12 protein-coding genes are annotated in these 15,474 nt (G+C 37.8%); 8 read left to right on the forward strand and 4 right to left on the reverse strand.

The window, feature by feature from the left end:
- Nucleotides 1-70 precede the first annotated feature (70 nt).
- The 6 genes from ABD894_RS10530 to ABD894_RS10555 all read left to right on the forward strand — a co-directional run bounded on the left by ABD894_RS10530 (nt 71) and on the right by ABD894_RS10555 (nt 6,217).
- Nucleotides 71-2,722, forward strand: a complete 2,652-nt coding sequence (locus ABD894_RS10530; RefSeq protein ID WP_345210984.1) for a PD-(D/E)XK nuclease domain-containing protein — start codon at nt 71-73, stop codon at nt 2,720-2,722.
- 10 nt (nt 2,723-2,732) lie between these two features.
- Entirely contained in the window at nt 2,733-2,978 is a 246-nt protein-coding gene (locus ABD894_RS10535) for a hypothetical protein (protein WP_345210985.1), read from the forward strand.
- Between the two features lie 17 nt (nt 2,979-2,995).
- Entirely contained in the window at nt 2,996-3,295 is a 300-nt protein-coding gene (locus ABD894_RS10540) for a hypothetical protein (protein WP_345210986.1), read from the forward strand.
- Between the two features lie 116 nt (nt 3,296-3,411).
- On the forward strand, nt 3,412-4,473 hold the full coding sequence (locus ABD894_RS10545) for a hypothetical protein (protein WP_345210987.1): 1,062 nt from the start codon (nt 3,412-3,414) through the stop codon (nt 4,471-4,473).
- A gap of 195 nt (nt 4,474-4,668) precedes the next feature.
- A complete protein-coding gene (locus tag ABD894_RS10550; RefSeq protein ID WP_345210988.1) occupies nt 4,669-5,556 on the forward strand; it encodes a nucleotidyltransferase domain-containing protein in 888 nt (295 codons plus the stop codon).
- 16 nt (nt 5,557-5,572) lie between these two features.
- A complete protein-coding gene (locus ABD894_RS10555; protein ID WP_345210989.1) occupies nt 5,573-6,217 on the forward strand; it encodes a Cap15 family cyclic dinucleotide receptor domain-containing protein in 645 nt (214 codons plus the stop codon).
- Between the two features lie 581 nt (nt 6,218-6,798).
- On the opposite strand, the gene ABD894_RS10560 is transcribed toward ABD894_RS10555, so the two are convergent.
- From ABD894_RS10560 to ABD894_RS10570, 3 genes are all read right to left on the reverse strand, one after another.
- Entirely contained in the window at nt 6,799-7,782 is a 984-nt protein-coding gene (locus ABD894_RS10560; protein WP_345210990.1) for a DUF4365 domain-containing protein, read from the reverse strand.
- 7 nt (nt 7,783-7,789) lie between these two features.
- A complete protein-coding gene (locus tag ABD894_RS10565; RefSeq protein WP_345210991.1) occupies nt 7,790-9,562 on the reverse strand; it encodes an ATP-dependent nuclease in 1,773 nt (590 codons plus the stop codon).
- A 1,040-nt stretch (nt 9,563-10,602) separates the two neighbouring features.
- Entirely contained in the window at nt 10,603-11,325 is a 723-nt protein-coding gene (locus ABD894_RS10570; protein ID WP_345210992.1) for a DUF2490 domain-containing protein, read from the reverse strand.
- 563 nt (nt 11,326-11,888) lie between these two features.
- On the opposite strand from ABD894_RS10570, the gene ABD894_RS10575 reads away from it, so the two are divergent.
- The gene (locus ABD894_RS10575) at nt 11,889-12,632 is read left to right on the forward strand and encodes an SDR family oxidoreductase (RefSeq protein WP_345210993.1); all 744 of its coding nucleotides are present in this window, start codon (nt 11,889-11,891) and stop codon (nt 12,630-12,632) included.
- Between the two features lie 47 nt (nt 12,633-12,679).
- On the opposite strand, the gene ABD894_RS10580 is transcribed toward ABD894_RS10575, so the two are convergent.
- The gene (locus tag ABD894_RS10580; RefSeq protein ID WP_345210994.1) at nt 12,680-14,155 is read right to left on the reverse strand and encodes an aminotransferase-like domain-containing protein; all 1,476 of its coding nucleotides are present in this window, start codon (nt 14,153-14,155) and stop codon (nt 12,680-12,682) included.
- Between the two features lie 337 nt (nt 14,156-14,492).
- Here ABD894_RS10580 and ABD894_RS10585 point away from each other — a divergent pair, with 337 nt between their 5' ends.
- Nucleotides 14,493-15,395: an NAD-dependent epimerase/dehydratase family protein gene (locus tag ABD894_RS10585; protein WP_345210995.1), complete on the forward strand. Its 903-nt coding sequence runs from the start codon at nt 14,493-14,495 to the stop codon at nt 15,393-15,395.
- The last annotated feature ends 79 nt before the right edge of the window (nt 15,396-15,474 follow it).

Genomic DNA, 15,474 nt, shown 5'->3' on the forward strand with positions numbered 1-15,474 from the left:
TGTAATAATATATTTCTTAAATATTTATTATATTTCAGCTTTATCAACGCTTTAAACCTTTTTACAAATTATGGGTGGTCAACATGGTATGCGAGGGTATCTCTTGCAAACAATAATTACAGTTTTAGACAGTCTTTCTCAATCGTCAAATTGGCAAACTGTTACAATCGAGCCTAATGACGAATCTGAAAAAGTTGACATAAAATGGGAATTGACTAATGGTGAAAAAAAATTAGTTCAAGTCAAATCATCACAGAATACTATTGGCTTTGCTTCAGCCAAAAAATGGGTAGCTGAACTTAAAACTGACACATTGGCGGATCGCTATGAACTCATTTGCATCGGCCATACAGATACCAAATTGAATGAAACTGATGATATCGATGGTGTTAAAATCGTTAAAAAGCCGTTGGATTTTGATTTACTACTCTCTAATTCAATCGTAAAACTCGATGAGTTTTATGAGAAGAAAAATCGCAGTAAACTCCAAGCAACCATTAAACAAATACTGGTCAATAGCTTAAATTTCAAATTTGGGCATGATTCGATCTTCGGTAAAACTATTACTAAAGAAGATTTTGATAATGTCCTGTTAAATTGGCTTACCGCTATCGAAAAGCATGTAAGTAAAAATCCATTTGTTCAATTTACTGGTTTTGATAGTGAAGAGCCTGTCTTGACCCTTGAACAGGTTATAACGACAAACTTTTTAAAGCTGATAGGCTGGCAACATTTTAGTAAAGATTTATCCCTGGATTACTTTGATGACAAACAGGTAAGTAATGAAACCGCTACGGTAGACTACTATATTACATTTGACAGCAAACTAAAAGACAGTACGACAAACCACATCTTTATTAATTCACTGCATGATTATAAGTACCCAGAAAGCGCACGGGCAGAAATAAGAAAGTTTATAAAAGTCACAAATATTATTACTGAGGACTTTAAAGCTAAAAGAAAGATCGATTCTGAGAAGGTTAATGGGATTTTCAATATCCTCTTTTGGATTTCAACCGACAACGACGATATCAATAAAGACTTTATCTATCAGAATAAGGAAGTATTTAGAAATGAGTATTTGGAATTTGATCAGCATTACTTTTTAGTTGATAATGCGAAGGCAAACTTTATAATCAGTTCAATAGTAACCGCAAAAAACTATAGGGAAGATTTACCAGTTAAATTTCTCTATCCAATAACCGAGTTTAACTCTTCTTTTAATAAAATAGGAAAACGGGGCAGCCAATTACCACCGGAATACATTAATACTAACATTCTCCCAATCATAAAGGAAAACAGTGAAAAGATTAGTGTGCTTTTGTTCTGCTCCGACCCATACAACAAAGAAAATTTAAAAAAAATCATATGGTTTCTCATTCGTTTAACCAGCGGATTGGCTAATGAGTATATCGTTTATTTTAGCGATTACTCAATGGATTTTCAGAACGAAGTATTGGATGTCCTACAATCTTTTGACAACAATGATATATTAGATAAAGTAAGTGTTAAAAAATCACTGTTTGTAGAAACATCCCAGATTGCGGATTTGTCCATACCTAATACGGCCGACCTGTCGGCGACAATAGAGGCTATTCAATCAGAGGGGCAACTAAGGATAAACCCTATTTTTAAAGAGCAGCTACCGTACGGAGACATTCTTAAACCAATATTGAATACTGATAAGATTGGCGCACAGGATTTAAAAATATTCTTATCTCATAAAGGAATATTTCTAAAAAATGCGGATAAACGTAAGCTTATGGATTTGATGGTTAGCTTGTTGTTTAGTCCTATCGAGTTAGAAAATTTCATTAACTTAATAAATGTAAAGGAACGACCGGTTAGCAGCATTCCCTACTTCTTGCCAACAATAACCGAAACACCTATATCAGAAATATTTAACCAAATCAGGCCAAACTTTGAAAACATTACGCATGGACTACAAGCAAAATTAAATAGCCCGGTGGTATTTGCGCCCGATCCGGATCAGCCGGGACTTTTTGTTTTTTCATCACATGTAGAGAAAAAAGACCCGACTAAACATATTGCCTTAAATACTATTTGGGAACCTATTAAAATAACATATCAGAAGATTAATGGAGGGTTCATCCTAAACAACGTCGAAACAAACTCTAAGGATGCTAAAATAATTGCTAATCGCATAAATACTATTATTAAAGAAGAACTGCTTGAACACGGTCATATTGCAGACCAAACAACAGAAATCAAATTTTCTGACTTTACTTCAAATACAGAAAGGGTTAATTTTTTGTTGAGCTTTAACAACATTGATAGTAGTAATATATTTATAAGGCAGGATATAAAAGGGTTGAAGTATATTTTTGACGAGAGTAAAGAAATCCCTGAAATCTACAAAGACCGAACCGAGAAGGAATTAATCATACTTTTCAGAGGCAAAAAACTTGAAGGGTTAAGAGAGTTATCAGAAGACTTTTTTAAAGAGATAATATTACTTGAAGAAATCACCATATCTTATTATTTTGAGGTTAAAGGCGTTAAGAGTTACTTATCTGTTAGATATGATTTTTCAGATGCTCTGAAAATAAGACCGATAGATGGTAACTTCAGATCTCAAGCCTACTTGCACAAAAACTACTATGTCAAACAGGTACGTAAAATTGCGGACTTGGAAAAAATTTTGAATAAAGAAGTTGAACGGCTTAAAATTGAAAAACTGCAAAGATTTGGAAAGATATAGTTTTTAGATTATGGATAACCTGGAGCGCATAGCAAGGGCTTTGAAAAGTAAAGTTGGGCGATTTGAATCCGATGGATTTGCTCGTCAAATGACTTCTTTTATTACCGGGATCACTCTACCTTGGAATGCCTCGATTATAAAAGGCTTGGTGTCTCCTTTTAGGCAATTATTTTATTTATTCAACCTTAATATTACTTCGGCGATGAATCCAGTGAGCAAATATCGTTTGACTTTAACCAAGACTGGCCTGAATTAATTTCTATGCTCGCTGAAATGGAGAAAATCCATAAATGCGAATACGGCGAACTAAAGCCATTCTCTGAAGTTCTTTTTGAGAAAATGGACGCCGAGGAAGTCTTTAGAAGAAGGCAGATTGGCTCATTTACATATACTGCGTTCTTCCATGTTGGGCCTTTACATTTTGAGGAGCAAGCCATTGAAAAAGTTGAAGAGCTTTACAAAAATTTTGATTTAGAATTAAAGAATTCTTTTGGCTGGAATGTGTGTGATGTAATAGATTTATATAATTGCCTCGACGCATTATTTGAGCAAAAGAAGGATAAGGTTTTTTAAAACAACCTAAAAAAAATCTGAATGAAGATGAGTTTAGAACTGAAATATTAAATGCGTTATCCAGTGGCAGTAATTTTGATGAGGCTATGAGGTCCACTTTAGACGTCCCAATTGATATGTTTGAGTATGTCGCAAATCCATCGATTGTAAACCTTTTTTCAGTATCTGATCTCAATGAATGCTCGAAAGCACTTGTTGATACGGTATTGGATAAAATAACTATTAGCAGATCAGGTGACGAAACTTTTTTATTCTTCAGTCAGCCGAACCAGTTGTATAAAAAGCCGATCTATAAATTGAAGAATGGTAATTATTTGGTCGTTGACCATAGAGTATTGTTGAACGCAATGTCCGGCTTGCTTCAGAAAAAGTGTTCTGAGATTATAAAAAACAAAAACCGCATTACTCAGGCTAGGGATAAATATTTGGAACGCAAGGTTGAACAAATTTTCAGAGACTTTTACGCTTGGAATAAATCTGTTAAAATATTGCCATCTTATTATTTAGAACATGGGGGTAGCGAAAGGGATCTTTTAAGATTAGCTGGAAAAACTGCTTTAATTATTGAAGCAAAAGCAGGGAAAGTACGGGAGCCTATGTACGATCCTGATAAGGATTATAACGGAATTTGGCAAGATTTCAAAGAAACCATTGACTACGGATATGTTCAAGCCTACAGTGTTAAGGAAAAGTTGATAGCCAGGAAGCCTTTTGACGTCTACGACAAAAAGATGAATGTTCTACAGACTATCGACCCAAAGGTTATAAAAGAGATATACACTTTAATAGTTACCTACCATAAATTCGGTCATGTGCAATCAGATTTGCAAATGATGTTGGATTTGTTCGATGATGATGATCATTTCCCATGGGCGGTCTGTATCGATGATTTAGAGATATTTCTATTGGGCCTAATCAAGTTAAATATGTCTGAAAAAGATTTTTACAGGTTTTTATACCAGCGTAGAAACCTTCATGGACAATTAATTGTGAATGATGAAGGACAAATCACCGGCCAATTTCTTACACATAAAAGAATTTTGTTGCAGACGGGCACTTATCGATTCAGTCCTAAGGACGATTATATTTATGATCAACTTTATAGTACTGGGCTGGGATTTAAAAAAGAACGGGGAATGGCTCGAAAAACAGATCCCAAATTCTTGAAAATAGTTTAGTCAGGCTTTTAAGATACATTATTTGCTATCTACAGCCATTAGTTTTCGGCATCATTAGCATCTGTTGTCCAAATAACTCTTTTAACAACTGCCTAAAAGTCAGTTAAATTACGTTTAAACTGCCACCCGACGACATGTTTTTTCAGTGGTCTAAGTTTTGAGTAGCGGTAACTACAATTTAATCAACCTGTTACGATGCCAAGATTTACTGAAGAAACATTTAACAACTGGCGCATGCCGCCTAGTACTAGCGAACAAGATAAATTAGATAATTCGCTCCGGCTTGTTCGTGAAGCTATCAGAGAAGATCCCGTATTGTCGAAAAAAAGTATAGAGATATTTGCTCAAGGTTCTTATGCGAATGATACTAATGTTAGGTTAAACAGTGACATTGATGTTAATGTCCGCTTGAGTGATACAGTTTTTACACATGTGCCAAACGGTGAAACCTCCGAAGACTATGGCTATAAAGACAGTTCTTATTCTTTTGCGACTTTTAAGTCGGAAGTCCAAAGCGCTCTAATCCGAAAATTTGGAGTTGGGAACATAACTCGCAATGATAAGTGTATTACAGTAAAAGAGTCGCCAACACGAGTTGTAACCGATGTAGTTCCGACTTTCAAATACAATAGGCATGACAGTAGGACAACGTTGCATGTCGGCGCTAAATTCATTACAGACAAAGGCATTCCTGTGATCTGTTATCCTCTACAACATATAGAAAATGGTAAAGCGAAGAATGCTCGGACACAAAAACGATTTAAAAGAGTCACCCGTCTTTATCGCCGGATAAGGTACAAAATGATTGATGATAAAGTTGCTGTAAGCGATAATATCACATCCTTTCTATTGGAATGCTTAGTTTGGAATGTACCTGATAGGATTTTTAATAACGATGATACGTGGACAGAAAGATTGCGCCAATCTATTATTTATTTATTTGAAAACACGAAAGAGGATAGTCAATGTAGCGACTGGGGCGAGGTTTCAGAGTTGCTATACCTTTTTAGCGGTAACCGCAAATGGAGCCGAGCTGACGTAAATAAATACTTAGTACAGATGTGGAATTATCTTCAATTTTAAAATCTAAATCATCCCTATGAATTTTAAGTATTACAAAACTAAAGGAATTATCGTACTGGTCGCAATCCTGATAGTGGTTGCCAATATTCTGATCAAAGTGTTCGACCCGTATGCTGATATTTTAATTGAAGGAAGATTTAAAGAAGAAATTAAAACCATTTCCGATTACCTGGATGTATTTGGGGTATTGGGTATTGTCGGTGTCATTTTGTGGCTTATTGATACCTATTTATGGAAAACATGGGCATTTAGTTGGTTAGTCAATTTGCCAAACATTAGTGGCAGATATGAAGGTATATTGCAGTCGGATTATAATGGAAGTTTCCAGATGCACATTGTATTGGAAATTCGCCAAACTGCGTCTCAGGTTAAAATCAATGGGTATTTTGCAAATCTTGGTACCACTTTGCAAACATCAACTTCATATAGCTATTCAGAACTGATAACAAAGGGGCAGGACGGTTTTTATACTTTGTCCTATCAATTTGCGAATGCGCCAAATCTCACAAGCACTCAGATTTACCAACATGGTGGCACGGTATCGTTAAAATATTTTCCTGACATCAAAAGCTTAAAGGGTGAATACTATAATATCAGGAAGAATCTCGGCACAATAGATGTAACATTCAAAGACAAAAAATTATTAGGCCGTTATCAATAACCGGTTAAAATCCCCGGACGTATAGACAGCATTACTGTAACCGGTTCAAAAATTGGTGCTAAAGTTTGGGAGTTTTCCAAATCCTTTGACGATCTCAGGGCAGTAGAGCGTGAAATAAAAAATTAAAAGATGCAAAGGATGAACAGGAAATGGCCATTTTAAATACACTCAGGCGAATCCACATAACATGTGCTGAAGGACAAACCGAATTCATAATAGCGAATCCTGAATGAGACAAGTATCTCAATAGCTCTTCAAAAAGCCTCAGCAGGCTTCGCTGCTCTGTTTGAAATTATTAAAGCCGTATTGATCTTCTAAGATCCTATAAGGTACGTCGAAGCGATGATTGATTATTTTATCCGATCCAGTGTAGACTTATAAAAAAATGGAATAATAAAGAAAGGAAGATGATTTATAGCAATTTTGGTTGTTGTTTGACATCAAATTATTTGATAATGGATTAGTCTGTGTTATATTAGCAACGCGTTGCAGATAGATAGGTGCGTGTCCGGCTAATTTCAGAGTTTCACGACTCAAGTCTGACCACTTTAAAGGTAAATGAAACAAGGGTAATGCATCTATCATCTGTTATGCACACTAAAGAACCAACAGCGACTTATTCCTGTGGACTTATTAATTCGTCGGAGCAGTATCACCTGTACATTCATTTCGCCGTTATTTCTTGTTATGATGGTAGCCCTTAACCCAATTTTTTGCTCAGTTTGCAAATAGTCTTCAGATTGACTTAGTAAATACGATTGTTCGGCATTAGCTATTATGTCTCTGGCAAACCCTAAATAACGTAATGATATAATTCTTCTCTCTTTAGTTCTTCTCTTGTGAAGTATGTGCCTCCATCCTGTACGGGCGATGATTACATCTTCATTTATAGCTTGGCATGTTATAGGATTAATTTTCCATTGATTATAAAACTGTTTAGCTTCTTGCCTTAAAGACACTGAATTATAAAGAGCTAAACTAGATGCGTGCGCACGAATTGACTGCAGACCTATAGGGCCCACCTGCCTTTGAGACAGACGAATCAATTCGCCTTTAGAGTGTTCACCAAATCTGTTCTTTTTATTGATTTTTACAATTGTTTTTGTATTTGTTTTGAGAAGATCATCGGCTTTTAAGTCAACCCACCAAGCAATAGCATTGGCTCGGTTTTCTTTCCAAATGACTTTCCCGTAATTATCCTTCAATAAATTGCCAAATTTATCTCGACATTCTATACAAGGATTGACGAAAATCAATATAACTGGTTCACTTTGAATTTTCCAGTAATCCAGATGCTGCAATAGGGATTGACTATCGTGTATAGATATGTAAATGAAGTTTTCATCTTTTGAACTTATGTAACTAGGGCCACATTTGATTTGAACATTCATCTTGATTCCCAAATCAATTCCCCTTTTTCTCAAAATGACCAAACCATCGATTCCTCTGTCGTTCCTGTGTTCATAAGGTTGCCACCCACACTCCCAAAATTCTTGTACAATTTGTGATACTACTCTTAATCCTGTAGCTTCGTTCTTTAAAGTAATTCTACTTGAATTAGACACTATATGGTTAGTTTATTACCCAGTTAATACAATTAACAATCTCGGCATGATCTAAAATGAAATCAATCAATTCTTCATTTTTACACCGATTACAAAAAGTCGCCCAAACAGCCTCAGATTTCCCCTCTAACCCTAAATGGTCTTCTATTGCCCCCCTTTTCCATACCCAAATGTTAAAGGCTTTTAACTTGTTATGCAATCTTGAGACAATTTCTTGCCCTTGTAAATTAGTGGCGAATAAGGAAAATGCTTGAGAAGGAGTTAAGTCTCCTCCCTTAGCTGGAAATCCATCAATAGCAAGATTAAAATTGTTTTGTTGAGATAGTTGAAGCATTAAAGCTTTTGCAGCGAAAATATCTGTGTCGTCTTCGTTTAAAAAACCATCTACAATGCTGTTTCTAAAAGCGTAATCTAAGTCAACAATTGCTTTTGCAGGTACGTTCATAGCATGCAATACTAATAGGCATTTTCGTGTATTTGCTACTCCGCCCTGCTTTATCAATGCACACTTATGATAGCCAAGAGTTTTACCGAGTATGGAATAAACTACAGTAGGTAGTACTTTTTCTTCTGTTCGTCCTTCAGTTAGAATTACCCTTTCAGAAAATAAAATTTGACTTGCGTTGCCAAGTGAAAATAGTAGTTGAAGTTGACTTGGTGCATCTTGCTCAATTCTTTCAATTGCATTTCTTAAGGTAGAGCGACAATAAGTTCCTGCATCATTACTCTTCCTAATTAATAAGGCATTTCCAACATCTTCATGGGTTAGCATCATCGCCGTATGCGTGGAAAATATAATTTGATATCCTTCCTTTGACAACTCTTTGAGAGCATCCTTAATTACTTCAATTGCTTGGGGGTGTAGATAAAGTTCGGGCTCGTCAATCAAGAGCAATGTTCGTGTTGTTTGATTGTTTGCTACACGTTTTATTTCAGCTAGGTGTCTTATCAATGCCATCTGAATTGATCTTTGCGCACCATGTCCGTATGATGCTACATCTCTACCAATGCCGTTTCCTTCATAAACTTTTATTGTTCCTTTATTAAAGACCTCCTTTAATTCAGGGGTTGGTATATGTAATTTGACACTCACATCAGGAAAGAAGTCGTCAATCTTATTATTCATTGCCCTATCGAAATCGATTAATTCTTGCGCTCTGTTTGGACCTTCTGCGTCAAGTAAGGAGTGAAAGCCTTGTAAAGCTTCACGTACATTGGCTCCGTGTTGCTCCTCAATGGGAGCAATAATTTCGGCAAGCAATTTCCCGATTGTGCTTGAGGTTTTATATTTACTTACATCTTCTTCAGCATTTTCCATAGCTCCAATGTGTATGGGTTCTGGAAATAAATTTGCAATGGCTTGATCTATTCCGTTTGGGTTCACCCGCCATATATCCTCATCGTTTTCTGCATTTGGATTTTTTATAAATAGTCTAATATTAGTTGCAGAGTCCCCTGGCCTAAACTGTACCCGCTTAATTTCAATGCTTTCGTTATAAACAAATGGTAATAAACTGTTCCTTTGATTTGCAGATAATGTTTGAAGTAATTCTTCAGTTATTCCTTCAATTTTCCCAATGATTACTATCTCTTGTTCTGAATCATAAAAGTGATCGCTCGCTAACGATGATTTGCGTAATAACCATTTAATCGCCTTAATTAAATTAGTTTTACCCGCATTATTATATCCAATCAACGGCGTATAATCACTTAGAATAAAAGAATGGTCAATAATTGACTTGAAATTAAATATATCAATTCTTGAAAGTTTATGAGCCATCGTGATATTGGTTTAGGCATCTCAATTATAATTATATATTCCGTGTAAACAAAATATATTTTCAAGCCGCCCAACCAACATAGCCCGAAAAGTTTTAGAAACGCAAAGCTTGGATACTGCCCAAGCCGTATATTACAATTACATATATGGCCTTATACACTTTGCTTCAGTGGTCCCTTAGTACATGTTATTTATCGCTTCATTTAGACCGCCTGGCAACCAATTTATCTGAATTTATTCGGAGCTTTTTTGATTTTATTTATTGGCCATGATGCTGGCAATTTTACATTGTACCAATTTCACAATACTGTTGCGGTTACAAAACTAAGACCGATGTCCCTTTATCGCAATGGCGAATCCATATAATAAGGTTTCCATCGTTTACGGAATTATTGCGACAATTTTGCAATTTGTGATAATTAGTCATTTTTCAGGACAAAGTAGGTTATGCCGTCCGAAGGCAAGCTGATGCGAAATAAATCTGTCTAAACTGTTGTCGCCGTGTTTTCGACATTATTTTGCTCCGGTTGTTGACGTGCAGTGGATAAGAAAGTTTTATGCACACGTTCAGTTCTGAATGATTAACATGATACATCTTTCTCTTGCCACAAGTGCAAATCTCGCAGCAGCCAGAACCATTAAGCTTCTCAATTCTTCCAGTGTTTCAGAAATAGTTTGAAATTTGTCTAGTAACAGTCGGAGTGCAAGCAGCCTTGAAAGAACTCAAACCATCTACAATTACCTAGCGAATTTTTGTAAATTCTGAAGAATGAGGTTCGAAGAAAGTCAATGGGGATCTCACTGACTTCGTGAACCCCATGGGACTTTTTTCGAACCATCTGATATTAAATTTACAACAACTCGCAGCAGTTTTGTAGATGGTTCGAGTCCTAATCAGGCTTATTGTATTATGCGTTTATAATAAGTGTTATCTATTTACCTCTTAAATACATATTATAGCTATGTATATTATGCGATGCTTGATGGAGGGGTGTTGTCAAATAATATTAAGTTGGTTTAGGAAAGGCAATTGCTAAACTTTAAAAACTGGTTGTTACTTGTAACTGTATAACATTGCGCCTAAAAGTATCTTCGCTTTCAGGCTTATACCAATACATATAACCTATTTCCGTATCCACCTCTTTGCTCCAGCGGTAGCCTAAAGAGAGAAAAGTTCGGTTCTGATCAAAAAATCGTTTGTTGACATTTTTCTTATTTGTTACATTTAAGAAAATCTCATTCTGGACGCCTGCATACATGCCATTTGAAAATCCTGTGTCTGTAAAAATTGGTATCTGTCCGCTTATAAATATCCGTGCACGTTGTGAGAAATTTTTACTTTCATTTTTGACCCACCGTTGCTCGAGCCGTCCCCGTACTATCATTTCTGTTTTCGAAATCCTAAAAGTATAGAGGTATTGTTCATACGTCCGGTTCTCATTCGTATAATCATAGATACCTCCGATTCTTTCCCTATCTTTTTTATATGCATAACCCAATGCGAACGAGTGCGCACTATTAAAATTATAGTTCAGCGCCGTACGCAACAACAAGGTATTCGCGTAGTCAAATTTATCAGCGGATCTTGTTTGTGCATCAAAAAGTATATCAAAGTTTTGATTGAGCTTTTGGGTATGGGTTAGAAACAACCACCCCTGGGTCTCTGCTTGCTGTGCGTAGCCTGAAAAATAAGAACCTATTAGTATAACTGCAATATTACCATGGAGTGGTATTCGAGATAATATCTTCGTTAGTTTTTCCAAAATCATATTTCAGACTATTTGCAGCTTTATTGAAACACAACAGGTCTGCTACCACATTTGTTACAAGCTATTTTGCGAAGCTTAAAAGATTCGGCATACTATCAAAATAGCGCTTCAAGTCTAATGTTGTACTTTTCTAATTGATAGTAAGTCAGCAGTTGCGACTGCCTCATCCTAAATCAGATAATGCCAAATAAGCCAGAGAATATCAATTAGCCTAGAACAGGATAGAATTGTTAATAGTTGGTAGCGCAAAGTTGCAGATCAGAGATAAAATGGTTCGAGTCCTATTCGGGCTAAAGAACACCTGGCCTTAGGCGAGAGCGCTCGATCATGGTGATATCTCCAAGCTTTGCAAGTCACCCAGAATATGATTGAGTTCCTCTGGATGATCTCAATTTTAAATTCTGGATGATGATCATCATCCAAGGAATTTTTTAGTTTGTACCTGCAAAACGGATTCAGCCTGTAATGACTTGATGAACCTTGTAATATTGTTCCAAGAGGTCATATATCGCACAGCGCGGTCCGCGAATTTCATGAATAACATTAATTAGACACTTATGAAAATTTTAGTGGTAGGAGGTACGGGACTCATCGGTAAAGATGTCAGCAGAAAATTGGCCGAAGCAGGTCATGAAGTGATCATCGGATCACCATCTAAAGGTATAAACATTGTATCAGGCGAAGGCTTGGCAAATGCACTTGTAGGGACAGATATTGTTATAGACCTATCCAATTCGTCATCACCGGACGATGAAACGGCATTGAATTTCTTTCGTGCAGCCGGAAAGAACCTCGCTGCCTATGAGAAGAAGGCAGGCGTGAAACACCACCTTGTCCTATCGATCGTCGGAACCGACCGGGCCACCTACATTGGATATCTTCAGGCAAAAAAAGATCAGGAAGATAACATCAAAGATTCCGGCATTCCGTACACCGTTATACGGTCGACACAATTCCATGAACATATAACGACATTGATCGCTGTTCAGGGAAACGAAACGGAAGTGCATATTTCAACAGTTGACTATCAGCCGATCGCTGCAGCAGATGTGGTCGAACTTATTGTTAAGCTGGCTTTGGAGGAACCCAAGAACGGAACGGTAGAGATAGCAGGATCGGAGCGTGCTCCGATGACTGATTTCGTTCAACGGTATCTGGACCATAAAGGTGATAGTAAAATCCTTATTGCAAATGATGACAACAAATACATGTTTTTTGACATCCCGAAAGACCTTTTGGTACCACTCGGCGAATTCCGGGCCGGTTCCATCGCTTTTGATGACTGGCTTAAAGCGAACTAAGCTCAACTTTTCGGTAGCCGAAGCCAGTCTTATAATTTGGTCTTCGGCTACCGTACCAGGGTGAGAATTTGCGTAAATTTTTCTATCTCCTCATCGTCAAGTGACGCAAACCCGACCCTGATACCGTTCACGGTTTCTGAGTAACGATACATGCTGCCATCATTCATAAAAATGCCTTTATTGTACAGCCGTTTCGAGAGTCCACTAATAGAATAATCTTGGTCAAAAACCATCCAAACAGCCATGCCTCCCGATGGCGTAGTGAATTGTATTAGATCCCCTAACGAGGCCTTCAAAAGGCCGCAAAACAGATCTCGACGCTGCCGGTATGATCTGACCGATCTTCTTAAATGACGTTGCAGTTCGCCGGTAGTGAATAAATTTGCTACAGACTCTTCGAACAAAACATCCCCACGTATCTCCATCATTAGTTTGAGCCTTGACGCTTGTCGTATAAAATCGGCACTGCCGACCAGGTAACCCAGCCTGATCGTTGGCGCTAAAGTTTTAGAGATAGAGCCGACGTACAGCACATAGCCATTATGATCAGCACTGGCCAAAGGCAGGATCGGACTGTTATCGTAATGAAAATCATAATCGTAGTCATCTTCGATGACCGGCAGTTGATACCTTCGAATGATATCCAATAACTTCATTCTCCTTTCTGGACTAAGGGTTACGGTCGTCGGGTGATGGTGATGTGGGATGATGTATAAGAGATCCGGACGGGAACGCCTGCAGATCTCGTCGATCGCATCCACATCGATCCCATTTTCATCCACATTAACTTTCACCAGTGTCGCGCCTAATTGTTCAAAAAGCTTATCCGCAAGAACATAATTCATATGTGCAACAATGACCTTACTTCCCGGTTTTAACACCAGGCTTGCCGCAATGTATATAGCTAGCTGTGCACCGTGTGTGACCATTACATGCTCGCTTTCAATATCCAACGCTCTCGTTCGCGATAAAAATTGAGCCAGTTCGCATCTTAGGGACATACTTCCCGCAGGACCGCTTGTTTGCAAAGGGCCATGTAAATCAGGCTTGTTTAGTAGTGTTTTATAACGATTGAATAAGGAATTAAGCGGGGCAAGTCTGGCATCCGGATAGCCATCGTTGATAAGTAAGTGAAAAGGCTTGAGATCTCTAGCAGGGGGCCGGTCGAAATTGATCTGTCGATAAAAATCAGGTTGAACCGAAGCTATTGGAGATAACGGATCGTCCGATCGAAAAGCCTTTGGATCTAATACTGGTAAGTGCCTGGAAACAAACATTCCTTTTTTACCGATAACCTCGAGCCAACCTTGCGCCCTCAACTCATCGTAGGCAGCAACTACCGTCGTACGGTTGAGTCCGATCAAAGCAGCCATGTCACGACTTGACGGAACCTGATGCCCCGGTTTAAGTTTGCCATTTCTGATCAGTGTCACTAACGCATTCGCTAGTTGTCTGAATAATGGCGTTGCTGACGTTCTATCTATGATTACTAAGTTGCCGAAAGGTAGTGTAGGGATGGTCATAGTGGCATATTTGGACGATTATCCCATCCAAGCATTTAACAATTTTAACTAAAAGCGAGAAGAAAATGAAATTAGCGTTAGTTTGCAATAATGTAACATAAAGAAATTTAATAGCGATATTGTCACAGATCTAAATGGGAGTTTTGACTTGGTGATATTTAAACAAAACGCAATAAGGCGATACATCAGATAAATTATTCAAGTGATGCATGAAAAATAAGTCAAATCAATCATTAACATTCATAGGATTCCATTGTTCCTACATATGTAATCACTAACGGTGAAGCAGTGAACACCTGCGGGGACAAAAAAGTAAATCATTATAATCAGGAACATCATGAATAAAAAGCGGATATTTTTTACAGGGGGATCAGGAAAAGCAGGAAAGCACGTTATACCTTACCTCCTGAACCAGGGGCATAGGGTGATGAATGTAGACCTGGCACGTTTAGATCACCCGGGCGTAGACAATCTGATTGCTGATATTACCGACTCAGGGCAAATGTTTAATGCCATGAGTTCGTACGCAGGGTTAGATGAGTTGGAACAGGGTGACGGCGTACCAAAATTTGATGCTGTAGTACATTTTGCTGCTGTGCCCAGGATCTTACTTACACCTGATAATGAAACTTTCCGGGTCAATACTATAGGTACTTATAATGTGATTGAAGCAGCCGTGAAACTTGGAATTAAAAAAATCATTATCGCCTCGTCGGAGACTACTTACGGAATTTGTTTTTCAGGTGGCAAAACCGATCCTCATGTGCTGCCATTAGAGGAGGGCTATGATGTCGACCCCATGGACAGCTATGGATTATCGAAAGTTGTGAATGAGAAAACGGCACGGGCCTTCCAGCGACGCTCAGGCTTTGATATATATGCACTTCGTATTGGCAATGTAATTGAGCCGCACGAATACACAGAATTGTTTCCTTATTATTTCAAACATCCTGAAGTGCGTCGCAGGAATGCTTTCTGTTATATTGATGCACGTGACCTGGGACAAATTGTAGATTTATGTTTGAAAAAAGATGATCTTGGTTTTCAGGTTTTTAATGCTGGCAATGATCACAATGGTGCGATTATTCCCAGCAAAGAATTGGCTGAAAAGTTTTTTCCCGGTGTGCCGGTTACCCGTGAATTGGAGGTACATGAAGCCCTGTTTTCAAACCGCAAAATCCGTGAGGTTCTGGGATTCAACGAACAACATAACTGGCGGAAATATGTGAAGGTGGACTAACAGTTTGTTTGGGAACTTGTCTACCAATTGCTGAAACCACTGTTAATATTTGCGGAAGCTTTATTTTCCGTTACTCTAG

The organism is Mucilaginibacter gynuensis (genome assembly GCF_039541195.1).
GTDB lineage: Bacteria > Bacteroidota > Bacteroidia > Sphingobacteriales > Sphingobacteriaceae > Mucilaginibacter > Mucilaginibacter gynuensis.

Excerpts from the sequence above, each read along its gene's own strand:
- ABD894_RS10530 (WP_345210984.1), top strand. The coding sequence starts at position 71 with ATGGGTGGTCAACATGGTATGCGAGGGTATCTCTTGCAAACAATAATT.
- ABD894_RS10535 (WP_345210985.1), top strand. The coding sequence starts at position 2,733 with ATGGATAACCTGGAGCGCATAGCAAGGGCTTTGAAAAGTAAAGTTGGG.
- ABD894_RS10540 (WP_345210986.1), top strand. The coding sequence starts at position 2,996 with ATGGAGAAAATCCATAAATGCGAATACGGCGAACTAAAGCCATTCTCT.
- ABD894_RS10545 (WP_345210987.1), top strand. The coding sequence starts at position 3,412 with ATGTTTGAGTATGTCGCAAATCCATCGATTGTAAACCTTTTTTCAGTA.
- ABD894_RS10550 (WP_345210988.1), top strand. The coding sequence starts at position 4,669 with ATGCCAAGATTTACTGAAGAAACATTTAACAACTGGCGCATGCCGCCT.
- ABD894_RS10555 (WP_345210989.1), top strand. The coding sequence starts at position 5,573 with ATGAATTTTAAGTATTACAAAACTAAAGGAATTATCGTACTGGTCGCA.
- ABD894_RS10565 (WP_345210991.1), bottom strand. The coding sequence starts at position 9,562 with ATGGCTCATAAACTTTCAAGAATTGATATATTTAATTTCAAGTCAATT.
- ABD894_RS10575 (WP_345210993.1), top strand. The coding sequence starts at position 11,889 with ATGAAAATTTTAGTGGTAGGAGGTACGGGACTCATCGGTAAAGATGTC.
- ABD894_RS10580 (WP_345210994.1), bottom strand. The coding sequence starts at position 14,155 with ATGACCATCCCTACACTACCTTTCGGCAACTTAGTAATCATAGATAGA.
- ABD894_RS10585 (WP_345210995.1), top strand. The coding sequence starts at position 14,493 with ATGAATAAAAAGCGGATATTTTTTACAGGGGGATCAGGAAAAGCAGGA.